16 protein-coding genes, 2 pseudogenes and 1 riboswitch are annotated in these 22,283 nt (G+C 46.7%); of the genes and pseudogenes, 14 read left to right on the forward strand and 4 right to left on the reverse strand.

Annotated elements, in window-relative coordinates; all coding sequences use genetic code 11:
* The first annotated feature begins 17 nt into the window (after positions 1–17).
* The 8 genes from LC065_RS03385 to metH all read left to right on the forward strand — a co-directional run bounded on the left by LC065_RS03385 (position 18) and on the right by metH (position 10,628).
* Positions 18–1,043, forward strand: coding sequence for a cytochrome d ubiquinol oxidase subunit II (locus LC065_RS03385; RefSeq protein ID WP_226594549.1), 1,026 nt, complete (start codon positions 18–20; stop codon positions 1,041–1,043).
* Between the two features lie 230 nt (positions 1,044–1,273).
* Positions 1,274–1,720 carry a DUF4385 domain-containing protein gene (locus LC065_RS03390; protein ID WP_226594546.1) on the forward strand — a complete coding sequence of 149 codons (447 nt, stop codon included), beginning with the start codon at positions 1,274–1,276 and terminating at the stop codon, positions 1,718–1,720.
* A gap of 83 nt (positions 1,721–1,803) precedes the next feature.
* Positions 1,804–2,136: a hypothetical protein gene (locus LC065_RS03395; protein ID WP_226594543.1), complete on the forward strand. Its 333-nt coding sequence runs from the start codon at positions 1,804–1,806 to the stop codon at positions 2,134–2,136.
* 54 nt (positions 2,137–2,190) lie between these two features.
* Positions 2,191–2,580: a flavoprotein gene (locus tag LC065_RS03400; protein WP_226594541.1), complete on the forward strand. Its 390-nt coding sequence runs from the start codon at positions 2,191–2,193 to the stop codon at positions 2,578–2,580.
* 129 nt (positions 2,581–2,709) lie between these two features.
* Positions 2,710–2,820: riboswitch (SAM riboswitch) on the forward strand.
* A gap of 215 nt (positions 2,821–3,035) precedes the next feature.
* Positions 3,036–4,154: a methionine biosynthesis PLP-dependent protein gene (locus LC065_RS03405; protein ID WP_226594539.1), complete on the forward strand. Its 1,119-nt coding sequence runs from the start codon at positions 3,036–3,038 to the stop codon at positions 4,152–4,154.
* The gene (gene metC, locus LC065_RS03410) at positions 4,151–5,329 is read left to right on the forward strand and encodes a cystathionine beta-lyase (protein ID WP_226594537.1); all 1,179 of its coding nucleotides are present in this window, start codon (positions 4,151–4,153) and stop codon (positions 5,327–5,329) included. The genes LC065_RS03405 and metC overlap by 4 nt, the downstream gene beginning before the upstream one ends.
* A 3-nt stretch (positions 5,330–5,332) precedes the next feature.
* Entirely contained in the window at positions 5,333–7,192 is a 1,860-nt protein-coding gene (locus LC065_RS03415; RefSeq protein WP_226594536.1) for a bifunctional homocysteine S-methyltransferase/methylenetetrahydrofolate reductase, read from the forward strand.
* Entirely contained in the window at positions 7,173–10,628 is a 3,456-nt protein-coding gene (gene metH, locus LC065_RS03420; protein WP_226594534.1) for a methionine synthase, read from the forward strand. Before LC065_RS03415 ends, metH begins: the two co-directional genes overlap by 20 nt.
* 245 nt (positions 10,629–10,873) lie before the next feature.
* Here the strand turns inward: metH and LC065_RS03425 are convergent, their stop codons facing one another.
* Genes LC065_RS03425 through LC065_RS03435 form a run of 3 tightly spaced genes read right to left on the reverse strand, consistent with a single transcriptional unit; the run spans position 10,874 to position 13,830 of the window.
* A complete protein-coding gene (locus LC065_RS03425) occupies positions 10,874–11,851 on the reverse strand; it encodes an NAD(P)/FAD-dependent oxidoreductase (RefSeq protein WP_226594531.1) in 978 nt (325 codons plus the stop codon).
* 18 nt (positions 11,852–11,869) lie between these two features.
* Positions 11,870–12,874, reverse strand: coding sequence for a FecCD family ABC transporter permease (locus LC065_RS03430; RefSeq protein WP_306163754.1), 1,005 nt, complete (start codon positions 12,872–12,874; stop codon positions 11,870–11,872).
* Complete coding sequence (locus LC065_RS03435) at positions 12,871–13,830, reverse strand: FecCD family ABC transporter permease (protein ID WP_226594627.1); 960 nt, start codon at positions 13,828–13,830, stop codon at positions 12,871–12,873. The genes LC065_RS03430 and LC065_RS03435 overlap by 4 nt, the downstream gene beginning before the upstream one ends.
* A gap of 191 nt (positions 13,831–14,021) precedes the next feature.
* Between LC065_RS03435 and LC065_RS03440 the strand changes: the two genes are divergently transcribed.
* From LC065_RS03440 to LC065_RS03475, 6 genes and pseudogenes are all read left to right on the forward strand, one after another.
* Positions 14,022–14,987: an ABC transporter substrate-binding protein gene (locus LC065_RS03440; protein WP_226594528.1), complete on the forward strand. Its 966-nt coding sequence runs from the start codon at positions 14,022–14,024 to the stop codon at positions 14,985–14,987.
* A 106-nt stretch (positions 14,988–15,093) separates the two neighbouring features.
* Positions 15,094–15,417 (forward strand): PadR family transcriptional regulator, encoded by a 324-nt coding sequence (locus LC065_RS03445; protein ID WP_226594526.1) that lies wholly within the window; start codon positions 15,094–15,096, stop codon positions 15,415–15,417.
* Positions 15,410–16,539, forward strand: a pseudogene (gene chrA / locus LC065_RS20340) (chromate efflux transporter). Before LC065_RS03445 ends, chrA begins: the two are co-directional and overlap by 8 nt.
* A 180-nt stretch (positions 16,540–16,719) precedes the next feature.
* Positions 16,720–19,515, forward strand: a complete 2,796-nt coding sequence (locus tag LC065_RS03465; protein ID WP_226594522.1) for an EAL domain-containing protein — start codon at positions 16,720–16,722, stop codon at positions 19,513–19,515.
* A 4-nt stretch (positions 19,516–19,519) separates the two neighbouring features.
* Positions 19,520–21,155, forward strand: a pseudogene (locus LC065_RS03470) (thiamine pyrophosphate-binding protein).
* A 93-nt stretch (positions 21,156–21,248) separates the two neighbouring features.
* Positions 21,249–21,722 (forward strand): PCYCGC domain-containing protein, encoded by a 474-nt coding sequence (locus tag LC065_RS03475; RefSeq protein WP_226594517.1) that lies wholly within the window; start codon positions 21,249–21,251, stop codon positions 21,720–21,722.
* A 65-nt stretch (positions 21,723–21,787) separates the two neighbouring features.
* On the opposite strand, the gene LC065_RS03480 is transcribed toward LC065_RS03475, so the two are convergent.
* On the reverse strand, positions 21,788–22,168 hold the full coding sequence (locus tag LC065_RS03480) for a VOC family protein (protein ID WP_226594514.1): 381 nt from the start codon (positions 22,166–22,168) through the stop codon (positions 21,788–21,790).
* Positions 22,169–22,283 lie beyond the last annotated feature (115 nt).

Here is a 22,283-nt window from a genome sequence, read left to right on the forward strand (position 1 = left end):
GAAAGGACGTACAACCTATGGAAGCATCAACATTAGCGATTACGATTTTGTGGAGCTTGCTTTTCGTCTATTCCATCCTAGGGTCTCTTGACTTCGGTGCTGGATTCTGGGGGATGATTTACGGAAAGAACGAAGAGAAAAGCGCCTCCCAAATCGCCAACCGTTTTCTTTCTCCCACATGGGAAGTGACCAACGTCTTTCTCGTTATTTTCGTCGTATCAGTGGTCACCTTTTTTCCGTTCGCAACGACCCTGCTCAGTAATGTATTGCTCGTCCCTGTAGGGCTCGGGGTGCTGCTTTTGACGATCCGGACGACGTTCATGGTTTTCCAGCATCATGCTGATCGATATAAGGACTTGCTCCGGCTGACCTCCGGCTTTACCGGATTGATCATTCCGGCCCTTCTTGTCAGTATTCTACCGATTACCTTGGGAGGTTTCGTCAGTTTTGAAAGTGGCTATCCTCGCCTGGAGTACGGAGAATTGCTCACCCATCCGACCTTGTACATGCACATCTTGTTCGGATTATCCACCGAGCTTTTCATCTCCGCCATTTTCCTGATGGACTATGCTAAGGAAGCGGAAGACTGGAACGCATATGACACCTTCCGTAAACATTCCTTATGGCTTGGACCTGTCAGTATCGCCATTGCCATGCTGACGATCGGCACATTCCCTGAAGAGGCTTCTTGGATCGTCGATAACATCCAGGAGCACTGGGTCGCGTTCGGTTTGTCCCTTCTGTTCTTTATCATTGGTTATGCCTTTCTCTTCATCAGAAAAAAAGACGGCCGACGCGGACTGGCACGTCCTGCTGTCATCATGGTTGGCTTACAATATGCCGTCGCGATTTATGCCTACGGGGCCGCACACCTGCCTTACTTGATTTATCCGGATATCACCATCGAGGACGGGTTTACCAACCCTGATACGTTCTATCAGATGTTAATCGTCTATGCTGTCGGGTTCGGCATTCTCATCCCAGCCTTCTACCTTTTCTGGCGCCTCTTCCTCAAAGACCGCCGCTACTTGAAACAGGAATAACAGACAACGGCACCCTCCTCATGGGGTGCCGTTTTTATGCTTCATTGGAGCACACCTATGGTTTATCTCGTTTTCAAATAAGGGTACACACTACAAGACGATCGGAGTCGTTGGCCCAGCCATTGATGAAAAAGGGAACAGCACAGCGGGGGGCGCTTTGATTAAATAGCTCTCTCAGGACCTTGAACTCAATATGCTTGGTGTAGAGCATACAGAAAGGAAGTATGAAGATGGCGTTTGATTATAATCTTGATTTTGATAACATCGATTTTCGCAAGAATCCCGAGAAGTACCGTGTCGGACGCGGAGAACAAGGCGTATTACTCGTTGAACCATACAAAAGTGAAATCCTTGCCCACTGGCGCTTCAAGACACCTGAGATCGCCAGAGAATCATCGGACAAAATCTATCAGATGTTCCTCGATTATAAAGAAGCGGATGACTTTGTGGGTATGGATATGGCGCGAAAGTTCCTGCAGATGGGCTACACCCGCTCGCGGAGATACGCTAATTATAAAGGCGGGAAAAAGTATGACAAAAACGGGGAAATAAATGATCGAGACATCGACGACGAGAAAGCAGAATCCGCAAAGATTTTCGAGGAAAAATGGGTGCTGGCCCGAGAGGATGAAGATTATTTAAAGAAAAAGAAAGCCCATCAGAAAGAATACGGATAAAACGTTGACAATTTTTAGTATTGAACGTAGGATATCATTAAACCAAGTAAACAAATCGGATTAATGATGCGAGGAGTGTACGCGTGAAGACATACCCACTTCTGATTAACCTGCTGTTCATGATCATCTCCTGGTCCATCGGGGTTTACTTCCTATCTGTCATTTATACTCCGACGATTATCATCCCCCTCTTCAATGACTTCATCTGGATTCGCGACTACAAGGGACTTCTCGGCTTGACGGCTATTTTCACCGTCCTGACAATTCCCTTGGTGACCTTCCTGTATAAAAAACGGGGACAAATGAAGAAAAAGACGACCTGGTACGGGATGAATGCAGTCACCCACCTCCTTTGGCTCGGAACGCTTGCTTTGCAAGTCAAAATAGTTCTCTACAATTTAGGTATCTGTCATTAATTGACAGGATTTCCATCCTCTCTGTCGAACCATTGAGATAGAGGAGGCAGAGATATGGATTTTCAAACCTTTTATGAAGAGTACAAACGTAGGGCCAGCCAACATGATTTGGACTACTTAAAAGAAGTTACATCCCGGGACCTCGCTGCAAGAGAAATCCGTCATGGTGAACGGGTGGATTACTCTTTTGAAGAGTCTATCGAAGGATGGCACCAAGCATTCGAACATTTCAAAGATCAAGATATGGACTGGATCTACACCGACCATTCCGTTACCCAGCTTAATGAAAGCACACAGCTTGCCGCTTTCTGGGTTTCGATCCGTTTAAACGGAGAACTCCTTGAAACATCCAACCTCTTTTTTGATACCTTCGAAAAACTGAATGGAGAATGGCGGCTCGTCCGCTCCTATATTGAAGCTGGAGTACATAACCCATCCCTTTAAGTCTGCTTATCAAAAGGAGGCTTTTTTTCGCATTCCTGAAAAAGTTTTCAAAAAAATCTAGTTAGCATATTGTCAAAACATTCTGAGTAGTGTAGAGTAATCAGCAATTAGAAAAAATTACAATTGAATCTCTTATCAAGAGAGGCAGAGGGACTGGCCCGGCGAAGCCTCAGCAACCACTGGTTTGACCAGTAAGGTGCTAACTCCAGCAAGTTGTTTTACCAACTTGGAAGATAAGAAGAAGAACCGTACCCACAAAAGTCTTCTTCTTTAAGAAGGCTTTTTTTATTTTTATTGGATATTCGTTATTAAAGAATATGTGTGCAAGACTCGATTTCAAGATGTTCCGGGGTTCGTTGCTTAGTTTAGAGTCAGGGATGGCCGGGAAGCTACTCGCTTTCCGGTGGGGGGAAAGGATTTAATTTGAACCAATAACTTATAAAGGATGTGTTGTCATGTGTCCACATAGGGAAACGAAATTTGTCCAGACAGGGAACCAGCGTCATGAACCTACGGGGGCGATCAATTCTCCCGTTTATTTTTCCACCCCGTACCGCCACCCTGGTTTAGGAGAATCGACTGGTTTTGATTATACGCGAACCGGTAATCCTACCCGTCAACTTCTAGAGTCTTCGATTGCTGATATCGAAGGTGGTGATGCAGGATTCGCGTTCAGTTCCGGGATGGCGGCTATCCAAACCGCCCTGTCTCTTTTTAAAAAAGGGGATGAAATCATCGTTTCCGAAGATTTGTACGGTGGTACGTTCCGCTTATTTGAACACATGGAAGAGCGTTACGACCTCCGCTTTCATTACTGTGACAGCAATAACCTTGAAGGGATCTGTGACTACATCAATGAGCGGACCAAAGCCATATACGTGGAAACCCCGACGAACCCACTGATGCATACGGCTGACATCAAGCAAATTTCTACAGTTGCGAAGTCCCACAATCTGCTGTTGCTTGTCGATAATACGCTATATACACCGGTATTGCAGGAGCCTATTCGAGAAGGCGCCGATGTGGTCATTCACAGTGCTACAAAATATTTAGCCGGCCATAATGATGTCCTTGCCGGGATCCTTGTGAGTAAAGGAAAAGCTGTAAGTGAAAAGCTTGCTTTTCATCAGAATACATCTGGAGCTGTCCTCTCTCCTTTCGATTCATGGCTTGTCATGCGCGGGATGAAGACCCTTCCTCTTCGGATGCGTCAGCATGAAGCCAACGCCAAAGCCGTGGTCGCCTTTTTGGAAGACCACCCGCATGTATCGGATATATTCTATCCGGGCAAGGGCGGAATGGTTTCATTCAGACTTCAATCGGAAGAATGGATTGATCCATTTTTGCGAAACTTGGACCTGATCAGTTTTGCCGAGAGTCTTGGAGGTGTGGAGAGTTTTATCACCTACCCTGCGACTCAGACTCATGCGGATATCCCTGAAGAGAAACGGACCAGCTATGGCGTGTGTAATCGACTGCTTCGTTTTTCTGTCGGTGTCGAGCATATTGATGATTTAATTCAAGACCTTGACTATACCCTCGCCCAACTACCAAAGGAGGAATCTGTACGATGACTGATCATTCTTTACAAACCCGATTGCTGCACAGTGATTATAAGTTCGACCCGCACACCGGCGCGGTCAGTGTCCCGATCCAGCAGGCATCCACGTTCCATCAACAGGATTTCGACAATCCAGGGGTCTATGATTACAGCCGTTCAGGTAACCCGACCCGAAAAGCGCTGGAAGATACCATCGCAGGACTTGAGAGTGGAAGTCACGGCTTTGCGTTCGCCTCTGGAATGGCTGCCATTTCAACAGCTTTCATGCTTTTATCAAAAGGGGACCATGTCGTCATCACCCAGGATGTTTATGGGGGTACTTTCCGTATGATCCACGATGTTCTCATTAGGTTTGGAATCGATCACACATTTGTTGATATGACGGACCTCCATGCGGTAGCGACGGCTATACAGCCGAATACAAAACTTTTATATATTGAAACACCTTCCAATCCGACGCTTGAAATTACAGATATTCGCGCCGTCGCAAAGTTAGCGAAAGCGAACGATTGTTGGACATTCGTCGATAACACGTTCATGACACCAGCCCTGCAGCGTCCGCTTGAACTTGGTGCGGATCTTGTCCTGCACAGTGCGACGAAGTTCATCGCCGGTCACAGTGATGTGGTCGCAGGTCTTGCCGCTACCAAAGATGAAAAAATTGCAGATCAGCTCGGTTTTTTACAAAATTCATTCGGATCCATTCTCGGCGCACACGATTGTTGGCTCGTGCTTCGCGGCTTGAAAACTTTACATTGCCGAATGACGCAATCGTCAGCATCTGCTGTCAAGATCGCAGAAAAACTAAGCGTTCATCCACTCGTGGAGCAGGTCTATTATCCTGGCTTCCGTTTTCATCCGGGAAGCTCGACTCAAATCTATCAGGCACAGGGATCCGGAGCTGTATTATCCTTCCGTTTAAGGGATGAAGAAGCCGTCCGTCAGTTTACGAAACATGTGGAACTCCCTGTCTATGCGGTGAGCCTCGGGGCGGTCGAATCAATCCTCTCCTATCCCGCACGTATGTCGCATGCTTCTATGCCGAAAGGTGAACGTGAAAAGCGTGGCATCACGGATGGTCTCCTTCGTTTATCCGTCGGACTTGAGAACCCGGACGATCTGATCAACGATTTCTATCAAGCCTTAGAAAAACTTGAATCTCAAACATTTTTTCAAACAGGAGGTTAAATGATGGATTTAGGCCAAGCATTCAAACACCACACATTGATCGGTGACGGAGCAATGGGAACCCTCCTCTACTCCTATGGCATCGATCGATGTTTTGAAGAATTGAACCTCTCTCATTCGGAGGAGGTCTTAAACGTCCACCGTGCTTATGTGAACGCCGGCGCAGACGTCATCCAAACCAATACGTATGGGGCGAACTATATTAAGCTTGAGCGCTACGGCCTTCAGGATCAGGTGAAAGAAATAAATACTGCCGCCGTTAAACTTGCCAAACAAGCGGCCAGCGCGGGTCAATATGTGGTCGGAACAATCGGAGGTGTCCGCGGGGCCCGTAAACAAGCGATCTCAATAGAAGAAATCAAACGTAGCTTCAGGGAGCAGCTGTACTGTCTTCTTTTTGAAAAAGTCGACGGCCTCCTGCTTGAAACCTTTTATGATTTAGAAGAGTTGACGACCGTTTTGAAGATTGCCAGAAAGGAAACAGAGCTCCCGATCATCGCTCAAGTATCGATGCATGAAGCAGGCGTATTGCAAGATGGTACCCCTCTTCCTGACGCGCTGAAACAGCTGGAAGAGTTAGGAGCGGATGTTGTCGGCGTCAATTGCCGGCTCGGACCTTATCACACAATACAATCATTAGAGGATGTTCCGCTTCCGGAAAAAGCGGTGCTGTCTGCCTATCCGAATGCCAGTTTACCAGCCTACCAGGACGGGAGACTCATCTACCCGACAGACCCGACATATTTCCAAAAAAGCGCCCAGTCGCTTTATGAACAAGGGGCACGCCTGATCGGTGGCTGCTGCGGCACCACCCCTGAGCACATCGAAGCGATTGCCGCAAGAGTGAAAGGCAATCCACCGATTCAAGATAAGGTTGTCCCGATCAAAGAAAAAAACGAAGTGCGTCTTTCCAGGACGAAAAATGACCGCCCTCACCTTCACGAAAAAGCTAAAAAGGGACGTTCCATCATCGTTGAACTTGATCCGCCGAAAAAGCTGAAGACGGAGCGCTTTTTAGAAGGTGCCAAAGCCTTGCACGAGGCAGGGGTGGATTCAGTCACCCTTGCAGATAATTCCCTCGCTTCTCCGAGAATAAGCAACACGGCGATGGCCTCCCTCATCAAACAAAAATATGATGTCGACCCTCTTGTCCACATCGCTTGCCGGGATCGTAACTTACTAGGGTTGCAATCCCATTTAATGGGTCTTCACACCCTTGGCATCCGTCAGCTGCTTGCTGTGACAGGCGATCCGACGAAGCTCGGTGACTTCCCTGGTGCAACATCCGTTTATGATTTGAACTCTTTTGATTTAATCCATTACATCAAGCAAATGAACAAAGGAATTTCTTTTTCCGGAAAGAATTTAGGGGAAAGTACTTCCTTCTCTGTAGCCGCTGCGTTCAACCCGAATGTGCGCAACTTGAACCGTGCGGTTGGACGAATGGAGAAGAAAATCAAATACGGAGCTGATTACTTCATCAGTCAGCCTGTTTTTAATGAAAAACAGATCCTAGAAGTTTATCAAGCAACCAAACATATCGATGCACCAATTTATATTGGAATCATGCCACTGACAAGCGCTCGGAACGCGGAATTTTTACACAACGAAGTACCTGGAATCACGCTTGCTCCTGAGATACTGGAAAAAATGGAGCTTGCCGGTTCAGACAGGGAACAAGCACAGGCGGAAGGTCTAAGCATTTCGAAATCCCTCATCGATACAGCCCTCGACCTATTCAATGGCATCTATTTAATTACACCATTTTTGCGGTATGAAATGACCGTTGAATTGACGCACTATATTCAAAAGCAAACGGCAGAACAAGAAAGGAAGATTTCCAATGGCATCCACATCGTTTAACGAACAACTCAAAGAACGCATTCTCATTCTCGATGGTGCTATGGGGACGATGCTGCAGGTAGCCAACCTCTCCCCTGATGATTTCGGCGGAGAAGAATACGATGGGTGTAACGAATACTTAAACCTGACTTATCCTGACCTGATCGATACGATTCACTCCCGCTATCTTGAAGCAGGAGCGGATATCATTGAAACCAATACATTCGGGGCGACTGACCTCGTCCTGGACGAATACAACCTTGGTCATTTGGCAGTAGAGATCAATATCGAAGCTGCTAAGATTGCAAAAAATGCCGCTGCCCGCTTCTATACACCGGGCCGTCCGCGTTTCGTCGCTGGTGCCATGGGACCGACAACGAAAACTCTTTCTGTAACCGGCGGAACGACTTTTGAAGCATTGGCCAAAGCCTATGAAGAACAAGCGCGGGGGCTCATCACAGGTGGCGTCGATCTTCTTTTATTAGAGACGTCCCAAGATATGCTCAACGTTAAAGCCGCTTTCCTCGGCATTACTCGTGCCAAAGAAGAACTGGGAAAAGATCTGCCCCTGATTGTTTCCGGTACGATCGAACCGATGGGGACGACACTCGCCGGGCAGAGTATCGAAGCCTTCTATCTTTCGCTTGAACATATGACCCCAAGCGTAGTCGGACTGAACTGTGCGACTGGGCCTGAGTTTATGCGAGATCACCTGCGATCATTATCAGGTCTCGCAACGTCCGCCGTCAGCTGTTATCCGAACGCTGGCCTTCCAGATGAAGAGGGCAATTATCACGAAACACCAGAATCACTCGCTGCTAAGGTCGCTGGTTTTGCTGAAAAAGGCTGGCTGAATGTTGTCGGTGGCTGCTGCGGGACGACTCCGGATCATATCCGTGCCATTGCGGAAGCGGTCAAAGGTTTCAAGCCGCGGGTAGCACCTTCCGGCCATGCCCATGCTGTTTCCGGCATCGAACCATTGATTTACGATGACCCCGGTGATCGCCCGATCCTTGTCGGTGAGCGGACAAATGTCATCGGTTCCCGGAAATTCAAGCGCTTGATTGCTGAAGGGAAATTTGAAGAAGCGTCCGAAATCGCTCGTGCCCAAGTAAAAAAAGGCGCGCAGGTCATCGACATCTGCCTCGCCGACCCGGATCGGGATGAGATTGAAGACATGGAAGCTTTTATAAAACAGGTCGTCAACAAAGTCAAAGTACCACTCGTCATCGACTCGACCGACGTTGACGTCATTGAAAAAGCGCTCACGTATTCTCAAGGAAAAGTCATCATCAACTCCATCAATTTAGAAGACGGGGAAGAACGCTTTAAAGAAGTGCTTCCGCTCGTCAAACAATACGGAGCGGCCCTCGTCGTCGGAACAATCGATGAAGAAGGGATGGCCGTAACGGCAGAAAGAAAGCTTGAAATTGCTAAACGGTCCCACGATATTCTTGTAGAAGAGTACAACATCAACCCACAGGATATTATTTTCGATCCGCTCGTCTTTCCTGTCGGCACAGGAGATGAGCAGTATATCGGTTCAGCGGAAGCGACGATCGAAGGCATTCGGATGATCAAAGAGCACCTGCCGCTCTGTCAGACGGTCCTTGGAGTCAGTAATGTCTCCTTCGGTCTCCCTCCGGTCGGCCGGGAAGTTTTAAACGCCGTTTATTTGTACCACTGTACGAAAGCAGGACTCGACTATGCCATCGTCAACACTGAAAAGCTTGAGCGCTATGCCTCCATCGATCAGAAAGAAATTGATTTGGCGGTTGAGCTGCTTTTCAAAACAGATGATGAAACGCTCGCTTCTTTCACTGCTTTTTACAGGGGAAAGAAAAAAGAAACCAAAGTGCCGACATCGACGATGACTCTTGCTGAGCGCCTCGCTCATTACGTTGTAGAAGGTACAAAGGAAGGATTGCTGCCGGACTTGGAGAAGGCCCTGTCGGAATACGATGCGCCACTCGCCATCATTAACGGGCCCTTGATGGACGGCATGGCTGAGGTTGGCCGTTTATTCAACGACAACCAGCTGATCGTAGCAGAGGTTTTACAGAGCGCGGAGGTCATGAAAACATCGGTCGCTTACTTGGAACCTCACATGGAAGCAGATGATACGTCAAATAAAAAAGGAAAAGTCCTCCTTGCCACGGTAAAAGGCGATGTGCATGACATTGGCAAAAACCTGGTGGAAATCATTTTGAGCAACAACGGCTTTGAAGTCGTCGACTTGGGGATTAAAGTGACGTCTGCCGAACTGATTCAGCAGATCAAAAAGGAACAGCCGACCATTGTTGGACTATCCGGATTGCTCGTAAAATCCGCCCAGCAGATGGTGCTGACCGCTCAGGACTTGAAACAGCAGGGCATCTCTCTTCCAATTCTCGTTGGCGGAGCTGCGTTATCACGGAAGTTTACGCACACGAAAATTTCGCCCGAATATGACGGCCCTGTTCTGTATGCGAAAGATGCGATGGATGGCCTTTCGATTTCCAATCAGCTTAGCAACGATGAGCAGCGGGAACAATTTTTACAAGAACAAGGAGAAAAACGAACGGCTGCTCTTACCCGTGCGGCGAGTACCGCTCCGACAGACCGTGGCGGAACCGCTGTGGCTGTGAAAACAAAATCGACGGTGTCCACAACAGTGCCCGTGTTCAAACCGCATGATCTCGATAAACACATGATCCGGGACCACCCGGTCGCCCATATTGAACCATACATCAACATGCAAATGCTCATAGGACACCATCTAGGTCTAAAAGGGAAATTCGATAAACTGCTCGCGGAAGGAAACGAGAAAGCTGTTCACCTGAAAAGTGTCGTCGATGGGTTGCTCACACGCGCGAAAGTGGAAGGATGGATCCAGCCCTCCGCCATGTATCGCTTCTTCCCCGCCCAGTCCGACGGCGAGGACGTTCTCATTTATGATCCACGAGATCACCAGACGGTCATTGAGCGGTTCACCTTCCCTCGACAAAACAAAGAACCGTTTCTCTGTTTAGCAGACTACTTGCGTTCTGTCGAAAGCGGCGAAATGGACTATGTCGGATTCTTTGCGGTTACGGCTGGAAAAGGCATCCGCAAACGTTCGGTGGAACTGAAAGACCAGGGACACTACTTAGAAAGCCATGCCCTCCAGGCGCTTGCCCTCGAAACTGCAGAAGGTCTCGCCGAGCAGATCCATCAGAAAATCCGCGACAAATGGGGGTTCCCTGACCCCACGGACTTCACGATGCAGGAACGCTTTTCGGCTAAGTATCAAGGTCAGCGTTACTCTTTCGGTTACCCGGCCTGCCCTGAGCTTGAGGATCAGAAAAAATTGTTCGAGCTCATCCGGCCAGATGAAATCGGCATCGAGCTTACCGAGGAATGCATGATGGAGCCGGAAGCGTCGGTCACGGCAATGGTTTTCGCCCATCCGGAAGCGCGTTACTTCAATGTGATGTGATGGTTTAGCGGTGGAAGTTTATCAGTGACTTCGGAGCATTTAACGGTAGGTTTTGGCCATTTATCAGTAGGTTTCAAGCTTTTATCGGTGGCTTTTAGTGATTGATCAGTGAGTTGGTCGCTTTTATCAATATCCTCTGGAAAACTTATTAGCGGCTTTCTCATTTTTATTAGCATCTGGCCATTCAGCCGCCCCCTATTATAAAAAACGCCGAACGACAGCACCTGCTGCGTTCGGCGTTTTTCTTATTTATGCTTATAGATCACTGTACTATAAACTTGCGACTTTGCTTTTGGATCCAAATGCTTGGCGGCACTGTTCACCGCTGCCATCGCTTCATTGAATCCAGAAGCAATGAGCATCGTTTTCGCTGGGTAAACAGCCGCGTCTCCTGCGACGAATACCCCTTCCATATTGGCACACATATCTGTTGAAACGGGGATTCTCCCTTTATCCGTTTCCAATCCCCATTCGTCATATAAGCTCTTATCAATTTGTAAGCCTTCGTACACGAGGATATGATCGACCTCGAGCACCGAACCGTCTTGAAGAACCGCTTCTTTCAAATCATCTTCGCCTCGCAGCTCTTCAATCTTCTTATTTTTATGAATGTGAACAGAGGACGCCTCGACCTTCTCCACATCCTGTTCATAAACCGCTTTGAACTCATCGCCGCGATTCAGAAGGTGGACTTCGTCTGCAACCCCTTCGAGCGCGAGCGACCAATCGATACCGACGCGGTTTTGCGAGACGACCGCAACTTTCCGGCCTCTATACTGTTCGAGGTTTTGAATGGTGTAGTGAATCTGCTTTCCGTCGTAATACTCACTGCCTTTCACTTCTAGCGGCTGCATATCAAACGTTCCAAGACCTGAAGCAACAATCACTGTTTTCGTATAATGCGATTGGCCGTCATCTGTTTCCAACAATAAGGTTCCGTCTTCCTTTTTCTCAAAAGATGTCACTTTCACACCCGTCACTAAAGCAGGATCGATCATCTCCGCCTGTTCTTTAACATTCGCGACTAGTTCTTCACCAGTAATGCCCGGGAATCCGCCCACGTCATAGATTTCTTTCTCCGGATAGAAAAAGGAAACTTTGCCTCCGACCTGAGGCTGGTACTCGATGACTTTTGTCTTTAAATCTCTCATTCCACTATAAAAAGCAGCGTATAAACCTGTGGTTCCTCCACCAATTACGGTTACATCGTATAACTCTTCCATGGACGTGAACTCCTTTTTCTATTGGGTTTTCATTAATAAATAGACAAAATACGGGGTGCTGACAATCGAAACGACGATCCCCACAGGAATCTCTGCAGGGGCGATGATATTCTTTCCAATCGTATCAGCCACGACTAAAAATATCGCTCCGATCAATGCAGCAGCGGGAATCATCCGTTGATGCCCGGGGCCTACAATTCTGCGGGCAATATGCGGAGCAACAAGCCCAAGGAAGGCGATTCCACCCCCTGCCGCCACAGATAAACCAGCCAGACCGACAGCAAGCAGCAAGAACGTACGACGTGCTTTTTCCACTTGAATACCGAGTCCCATCGACATCGAATCTCCTAAATTCATAACGTTCAGCGTACGGGATTTATAGATTGTCCAACCGATCATCAAAATGATAGGCGGTACAATGACCAGCACGAGATTCCAATTTCCCATCCACAAATCCCCCGCTAACCAGACGAGCGCCTGATTGAAATCCTGTGGGTTCATTTTTACTTGAAAAATGATGAGGACAGCACTGAAACCTGCGTTCACACCGATTCCGACAAGGATAAGACGGATCGGGTTGACCCCTTTTTTCCAAGCGAGCGCATACACAAGGAAAGCTGCGAGGAACGCACCGATGAGGGCAAACAACGGCAAGATGTAAATACCGACTCCACTCACCATCGCCATCGACTGTTGAAAAAAGAAAATATATAAAATGACGGCAAATCCTGCGCCTGTATTAATTCCTAGAATGCCAGGGTCGGCAAGATCGTTTTGCGTGACTCCCTGGAGAATCGCCCCGGAAACAGCAAGGCCTGCACCGACAAATAACGCAAGAACCATGGACGGAAGCCTGAAATTGAAAAGCACCAATTCATGGCGGTCGGTTCCTTGTCCGATGAATGTCTTCAGAACGTCCAGAGGGGCGATGTTAACGACACCCATATTTAAACTGATGAGGACCATAAAGCTTAGGAATAGAAACAGCACGGCCATCACAAACGAAAAACGTCTCTTTTTCATAAGGACCCCCTCCCTTCACCACGAGCAAGGTAAAGGAAAAATGGGACTCCAATACATGCCGTTATCGCTCCGACCGGTGTTTCATAAGGAGCGTTGACCAGCCTCGCCCCTATATCCGACAGCACGAGCAGCAAGCTTCCGAGCACTGCCGAGACGGGGATAATCAGCCTGTAGTCAGATCCCACGAAAAAACGAGCGACGTGAGGAATAACAAGACCGATGAAACCGACTGTCCCAGCAACAGAAACAGCCGCGCCAGTTAAAACGAAAACAACGATGACGCCGAGAGCTTTAACAAGGAATGTATTTTGACCAAGGCCTTTAGAAACCTCATCCCCGAGACTTAAAATCGTAACAGATTTAGAAATTAAAACAGCCAAGGTCAACCCGACCGCTCCTGCGACCAGCAGGATTTGGACAGAAACCCAATCCGTTGCGGCTAATCCCCCGGCATACCAGAAGCTCATTTGTTTTGCTACCTGAAAGTGTAAAGAAATGGCCGATGAAAGAGAACTGAGCATACCACCGATAGCGACACCAGCAAGAGCTAACTTTGCCGGTGTCAGACCACCTTTGGAAAAGGAGCCGACTGCAAAAACAAGAATGACCCCGAGCCCTGCGCCAACAAAAGCGGCAGCTGTCATTCCGATGTTACTGACGGCAGGGAAAAAGACGATCGTCAAAATTAAAGCAAACGCCGCACCGTGCGTGACCCCCATAATGGACGGAGAAGCAAGAGGGTTTCTCGTCAGACCCTGCATGACCGCACCCGACACAGCTAAAAACGCACCGACAAGGGCTCCTGCTATAGCCCGCGGCATGCGCAGTTCGCGAATGACGGCATGGCTCGTTGACTCCGGAGCAAAAGCGAACATCGATTCCCAAACCGTACCAATGGAAATATCAGTCACTCCGACAGCAATCGATAAGGCCATCGTGACAGCTAATAGAATCATGCCGCCTGTAAATAGAAAGGCGGCACGCCATACTTTTCTCGTTACTTCATTCCACTCTTTATTTGCTTCTCTCGTTCGTTCTTCCACAGCCAGCGACCCTCTCTACCTATGTATCTACTATAATGAATTGACACATCCAATGATAATGATTATCATTATCTTATCACACATTTCTTAGGAGGAACAAATAAATGTCGAAAAAAGTAACCCTTTACATAACCGGTTTACTGCTGCTCGTTCTATTAGCTACAGGATGCAGCAGTGACGGTGAAGATACATCATCCACAAGTAACGAGTCTGATGAACCCACAAATGAGGAAACGAGCGAACGCACGCTTACACATGCGATGGGCGAGATTACCCTTGAAGAGAAGCCTGAGCGCATTCTTGCTCCTTATTTAGAAGATTCACTTGTGGCTTTAGGAGAAAAGCCCGTCGCCCAATGGTCCATCGGTGAAACGGTTCTGAATTATTTGCAGCCACAGCTTGAAGGCGTACCGAAAGTCGGCTGGGATCTCCCTGTGGAACAAGCCATTGAACAAAACCCTGATCTCATTATTTTTAGTGCCCCTTCCGCTTTACAGAACGGAAGCTACGAAGACTATTCCAGCATTGCTAAAACGTACGTGTTCGATGAGGAAACAGGTGCCGATTGGAGGAAACAGCTGACAACGATGGGAGAAATCCTGAACAAACAGGACGAAGCGGAACAAGTGCTGTCAGACTTTGACCAAAAAGTAGAAGAAGCCTCTGCAACAATCAAAGAAAACATCGGGGATGAATCCGTCGCGTTTGTCTGGACGATGGGCGAGCAGTTCTATGTTTTTGATGAAAACCGTTATGGCGCAGAAATTTTCTACAATGAAATGGGAATCGCTAAACCGGAATTCCTGCAAAGTCTTCCTGAAGAAGGCGAACAATGGAATCCTGTTGCTCTTGAAAAACTTGGGGAGTTGGATGCGGATCACGTATTCCTCATCGGGAATGAAGGCGAGCCTGGCTTCGAAATTCTTGAAAACAGCTCCGTATGGCAGAACACCCCTGCTTCTCAAAACGGTCAGGTGTACGAGGTAAACGATCCGAGTCACTGGACGATTGACGGTGTAATCGCCCATGAGATGAGTATCGATCAAATGGTAGACACGTTAAGTAAATAGAACGTAAAGATTCGCGCAAACTTCGTAAAGTTTGCGCGTTTTTTATTGTCTTTCCTTCCGCAATATCGTATATTGATATCGGAATTCGATATAGGAGGTGCTTCCCGTGCTCAGAGATTTTTTCTTAGGATCAATTAAAATCCACATTCTCTATCACGCAAGCATTGAACCCATCTATGGAGCGTTTCTTATGGAAGAGCTTGCTTCCCACGGATATGACATCAGCCCAGGAACCCTCTATCCTACCCTGAAACAGCTCCACAAAGAGGAATTGCTTGAGAAATACGAAGAAAAAGTGGAAGGAAAGATTAGAAAATATTACGTCATTACGGATAAAGGCAGAGAAGTGCTTGCTGAAGGTAGAGAACAAGTCCGTGAACTGGCGGAAGAAATACTAGGAAAAGATTGGAGGAATTTCGATCATGAGTAAACCAAAAGGTTCTCTCTTGGAAATATTTAAAGCATCAACAAAGCTTGGGTTTACTTCATTCGGTGGTCCTGTGGCCCACCTGGCTTACTTCAAGGATGAGTATATCGATAGAAAAAAATGGCTCGATGATAAAACATATGCGGACATCATCGCCCTGTGCCAATTTCTCCCTGGACCCGCGAGCAGTCAGGTTGGAATTGCCATTGGTATGCTACGTGGTGGATTGCTCGGCGGAATCATCTCTTGGATCGGTTTTACGGTACCATCGATTATCGTTCTCGTTCTTTTTGCTCTGTTATATCAATCGTTCGATCTCGCAGATGCGAACTTTATTCACAGCTTGAAGGTCGTAGCAGCAGCTGTCGTCCTGCATGCATTGATTGGTCTTGGAAAAAAAGCTGACGCCGGATCGTCCTCGGATTGCCATAGCGTTGGTGTCCGCCCTTATATTACTTCTTTATCCATCTGCCTGGATGCAGTTATTAATCATTCTCGCTGCTGGGTTATTCGGTTGGAAAATGTTTTCAAGTATGGTGGAATCTAAAATCCAGCCCTTCCCTGTGACGTTTTCGAAAAAAAGTCGGTGTCGCTTCTCTAGGCGTATTGGTCGCTCTTCTTGCCTTTTTACCGATTCTTGCAAGAAACACCGAAAGCATGCTGATTCAACTATTCGATACGTTCTTCCGTGTCGGTTCCCTCGTATTTGGCGGCGGTCATGTCGTCTTACCGATGCTTGAACGTGAAGTGGTACCGACCGGATGGCTGACGGCGAATGAATTCCTTGCTGGTTATGGAATGGCACAAGCGGTTCCGGGACCATTGTTCACATTCTCAAGTTACCTCGGAACAATGATTGATGGTATTGCAGGGGCCATCGTGGCAACCGCAGGTATTTTCCTGCCCTCCTTCTTGTTTTTGATAGCCGCTCTGCCATTTTTGAATGAATTAAGGAAGCGTCCAGCTTTCTAGGGCGTCCTTACAGGAGTGAACGCAAGTGTTGTCGGCATTCTACTTGCTGCTTTTTATGATCCTGTGTTGAAAAGTTCAATTATAGATGGAGCCGACTTTGCTCTTGCTGCCATTCTTTTCGCTCTTTTACACTTCTTCAAAGTCCCAGCCTGAGCCATCGTTTTGATTGGTGTCGGTGCCGGCGTCATTTTGAATTTATTGTAAGAAAACAGGCGCAAAAGCCCCCTTTTGTGCCTGTTTCTTTGTTTTTTTGTAAAATTTACGCTTCAAATGCAGGAAGTTCGTTATAATAGTCGAACTTTATCAAAATATGACAACTATGGAGGTTTTTCAATGGCTGAAGAACAAACTAGATATTCTCGTCTCGCACAAATCACACAGCTCATCAATACCGAGCATGATTTACGCGATGTATTAGAACACGTGGTCACAGCCATATCTGAAGAAATTATGCGGTGCGATTCTGTCGGCATTTATCTGCCGCGAGAGGATGGTACTTATCAAGGCTATGTCGGAAAACCGGCCTTGATCAATGGAATGACACTTGATATGCACATCGTTGACCCGGAGTATGACCTCCTCGCTAAAGAGGTCATCGAAACAAGAAAAACCATATACATACCGGATACATCCAAGGATGATCGTCCAGATCAACGGGCTATACAAGCGTTTAAAATTAATTCACTGCTCGTCGCACCGATTTCTTATGAAAATGAGCTTTACGGCCTCGTGTTTTTGTTTGATTATGGGACACCAATGAATTTGACAGAATCAGAAATCGAATCCGTGAAAGCATACGTCAATATGGCCGCTGTTGCGATCAGAAATGCAAACAATCTGACACGTAAAGAGAAATTGATCAGCGAAAAGCAACTGCTGCTCAATGTCACCCGTGACCTTTCCTTATGTTCCTCTTTACAAGAAGCGCTGGACAAATGCTTCTATTATTTAGGACAAGTCCTCGATAATCCGAATATTGGGGCCCACTTCATTGACCCCATTGCAGAATACAAATTAAAGCCTGCCAGCCTCAGTAAAGAAAGTGAGTGGACAGAAGAAGATTGGAAAGAAACCCATCAGAAAGCCCAGTTTAACCATAGGGAGGATCCTGTTTTTCAAGAAGTGATTAATACGAAGACATCCATTCTAGTCCCGGATGTTTTTGAAGATCACCGGACGAACAAGGAGATCTGCGAAAAGTTTGGAATGAAAAGCTTATATATGATTCCTCTCGTCTCGCTTGGAGAAGTGCTTGGTGCGATTGCCATCGTGAACTTGAAAGAATCCGGTCAAGTCTACTCCGACTCTGCCCGACAATTGGCTGAATCGATTGTAGATACAACCGCTCCCGTCCTTTTCAACCTGCTCTATATGGAGAAGCAGGAAATGATTATACAGGACCGCACATCGGAATTGATTGAGAAGAATGATGAGCTGGAAGAAGCCATTTCTGAACTGACCCAGATCAGTCGCGAAAAAGACTTGATTCTGAATTCTGCGGGAGAAGGAATTTTCGGAATTGACCTGGATGGGCATATCACCTTCGCCAATCCTTCCGCAACCGAGTTGTTGGGTTATGATAATGAGAAAGAAATCATAGGCGCTCCTTATTTCCATATCTTCGATGATCAAAAAACATTCTTGGAACATTACGAACAAAAGGACGGGCATACAGATAAAGATCACTTTTTCTTTAAAAAGTCCGGGGGTACTTTCCCCGTGGAATACGTCATCACTCCTAAATTGGAGAACGACCTTACCACGGGTTATGTCGTCACTTTTAAAGATGTAACCACGAGAAAACAAATGGAAGAAAAAATTAAATACCACGCTTATTATGACAGCGTCACCAATGTACCGAACCGTGTGCTGTTCCGGGATCGACTCAATCAAGCTCTTCAATATGCGGAACTGACAGATAAACCGATCGCCATTCTTTTCCTTGATCTTGATCGCTTCAAGAAAATCAATGATACATTCGGCCATAGTTTCGGGGACAAGGTCCTGCTGAATGTGGCAGAACGTCTCCAAAAAGCAGTCCCCAACGGAGCGACCGTCTCAAGACAAGGCGGGGACGAGTTTATCATTCTCCTTCCGACGATCGAGCGGGAAGAAGGAGCCGTGAAATGTGCGAATAGAATACTTGAAGCCTTCAATGCTCCTTTTGTGATCGGGGATCATGAAATATCCATCAAAACAAGTATCGGGATCAGTCTTTACCCTAAGAACGGGGACACAGCTGAGACGTTGATTAAACATGCGGATGTCGCGATGTACAAAGCAAAAGACCTGGCTGGTAATCAATATCAGCTATTTTCACCAGAAATTGAGAGCCGAACTTTTGAACAGATTCAGCTTGAGAATGACCTTTTCAAAGCATTACAAAAAAATGATGAATTTGAACTGTATTATCAACCAAAATTTGATGTACGCACAGATAAGCTCATTGGTATGGAGTCGCTGATCCGGTGGAATCACCCACAGCTCGGCACCCTCCCTCCCGGCCACTTCATTCCTCTCGCAGAGGAAACCGGCCTTATTACAAATCTTGGAGAATGGGTCATACGAGAAGCTTGTCAGCAAATGAAACAATGGGTTACTTCCGGTTATTCGGAATTGATCGTATCCGCTAATTTATCTCCTCAACAATTCAATCAACAGAATCTTGTGCTTAAGGTGGCTGAGATATTAGAAGAAACCGCCCTACCTGCTAAGCACCTTGAGCTTGAACTAACGGAGAATTTAATCATTCATAATACGGAGCACACATTAAAAACGATCAGCCAATTAAAAGAACTCGGTGTCCAAATTTCCATTGATGATTTCGGAACCGGCTATTCTTCCCTTGGCTATTTAAAAGATTTCCCTGTCGATACATTAAAAATCGACAAATCTTTCATTAATGATGTGACAACAAATCGGAACAATGCGGCCATTACTAAAACCATCATTACCCTTGCTGACAGCCTGCAGCTCAACGTGATTGCAGAAGGGGTTGAAAAAGCTGATCAGGCCGCTTTCCTTGCAGAGCATGGGTGCCATTGGATCCAAGGATTTTATTACAGTCATCCGCTACAAGCGGAAACATTTCAAGATCACTTTCTAAAATCATTCATAAAAAGGGGATAAGACTATGAAATCTGTTCGCGCTGTGTTGGATTACTTTGTTGCTGGAGAGGTATCTTATATATTCGGAATACCCGCAGGGTCTGTGAATGCTTTTTTTTGATGAACTTTACGACACTCCTTCGATCACACCGATCGTGACCAAACATGAAGGAGCCGCGTCTTATATGGCAACTGCTTATGCAAAGTATTCAAACTCCCTCAGTGTTTGTATCGGAAGCAGTGGACCAGGAGGAACAAATCTTGTGACAGGGGCAGCCAATGCAATGCGTGAACATCTCCCTGTGCTATTTTTGACAGGAGCGGTTCCTGTAGACACTGTTGGTTTGAACGCTTCTCAAGAATTACATGCCGACCCGCTTTACCACTCTGTTACGAAATACAGTCAGAGAGTCGACCGTGCAGAAGACCTGCTTCCGGAAATTCATAAAGCCGTAGAGATCGCTATGACAGGAGTCCCTGGTCCCGTCCACATCGCCATGCCGATTGATGTTCAACTGACCGATATTCTAGAACCAGCCATTCCGACATTCCCCCAACGAACGCCATTGCTTCCAACAGATGAAGTTGTCTTGGAAACAGCCAAGACACTCGCATCAAGTGAAAGTGGCTTCCTATTCGTAGGACAAGGGATTCGCGGGGCTGTGGATGATGTTCTTGAACTGGCCGAAACCTTAAACTGGCCGATTGTCACAAGTCCTCAAGCCAAAGGGTTCATACCAGACAACCACCCTTTGAAGAGAGGAATCTTCGGTTTTGCCGGACATGAAGAGGCTTCCGATCTAATTAATCATGGAAAAGAAGAAACGGTGCTTGTGCTCGGATCAAGTCTTGGGGAAACAGCCACGAACAATTGGAACCCAAATATCACAAAGAACCGGACATTTATTCAAGTGGATTATGATGCGACCGTTTTCAACAGAAAATACCCCGTCGACCAGCCGCTTCATGGAGACATCGATGTAACGGTTTCTTCTTTAATCACAGCCTTAAACGGGTTAGGCGTTAAGCGGGCACCCCTCCCTGCTTTGGATCACGCAGTTCCAGACGTTACCGAAGAGTTTAATTCGCAAAACGTCTTATGGTCCTTGCAGGAAAAGCTTCCTGAGGATACTCGTTTCACAATCGACATCGGTGAATTTATGGCATACGTCGTCCACTATATGAGGGTGAAAAGTGAAGATTCCTTTGATATCAACGTTCATTTTGGAGCGATGGGAAGTGGAATCGGAAGTGCCATCGGAGCAAAACTTGCAGACCCAGAACGTCCAACCGTAAGCATTACAGGGGACGGCTGTTTCTTCATGCACGGCATGGAACTTCTGACAGCGAAAGAATATGACATCCCTGTTCTATTTATCGTCATGAACAACTCAAGACTCGGCATGGTTCATCATGGACATACACTTCAATACAAACGCGCCCATAAGCGCTTTGGACAAGAAGAAGTCAACATCTCCCAGATGGCGGCATCACTCGGGGTGCCAAATGCACGCATTGAATCCATGGAAGATCTCAATGACGAGAACTTATTAGCGATACTAAACACCGAAGGGCCTGCCGTCTTGGAAGTAGCTCTCGTCGATGACAACGTTCCTCCTATGGGCGACCGCGTAAAATTCCTATCTTCGTTCGGAAAATAAATGTGACTGATCAACGAACTTTATAGAAAAGCATTGAAACTTCATGACGCCCTCTTTATGATGAAACTATCAATATGAAGAGGGTGCCTTTTTATGAAAAAAACTTTATTCCTAATCCTTACACTTTTGATCGGTACCGCGCTATCCGGATGCTCTTCGGAATCCGAAGAGGAAGCACATATCGAACACGTTAATGGCGACATTAGAGAAGAGACCGCCTCTGTGACGACACTTCCATCATTCATGGATGAGAAACCACAGGAAATGCACGACATCTATATGGCTGCCGCCCAGAGCCAAGAGTTGCTTGAGAATATCCCTTGCTACTGCGGATGCGGGGAGAGTGTAGGACACCGGGACAACTATGACTGCTTTGTAAACAAAACCAATGGAGATGGCAGCATTGTCTGGGATGACCACGGCACAAAATGCGGTGTTTGTATGGAGATTGCCGCACAATCGATCATTGATTATCAGGATGGCAAATCTATAAAAGAAATTCGTGAAAAGATCGACTCCACCTACGAAAATGGCTACGCAGAGCCAACACCAACGCCAGCTTTATAATTAAAAAAAGACCAGAAAACTCTGGTCTTTTTTTAATTTCTCTATGATCCCATTACAATTCCCTTTTACTTATTTTCCATGACAGCAAAGTACTGATCTTCATTGTCCGCAAAGTTAAATACCCGGCCCGTCGGCATTTGAACAATTTCTCCTACGGTCACTTTTTTATTTAACAACTCCCGATGAAGCTGCTCAAAATGATCCGTGAAAAACATTAAGGAAGGTGGATCAAGGTTGAGGTCTGGAGACATCTTTGCAACCACATCTTTATTGTGAAGGACAATGGATGTTTCCACACCCTCCTTGGGAGCAACCTCAATCCATCTCATCCCTTCCCCATTATTCTCTTCGGAAATCACCACGAACCCTAGTTTCTCTGTCCAAAAATTTACGGCTTCATCCTGGTCCTTCACATACACCATAATTTGACCTACTTTATTAAGCACAATTCTTCACTCCCTACCAGTGATACGTAACTATTCGCTAGTTGGAGTGGGAAATCCTCTTATTATAGGAGTTCTAGTCGATGTCTCCCTCCATTTTGGATTTTGCAGAGGTACT

Source organism: Halobacillus litoralis (genome assembly GCF_020524085.2).
Lineage (GTDB): Bacteria > Bacillota > Bacilli > Bacillales > Halobacillaceae > Halobacillus > Halobacillus litoralis_E.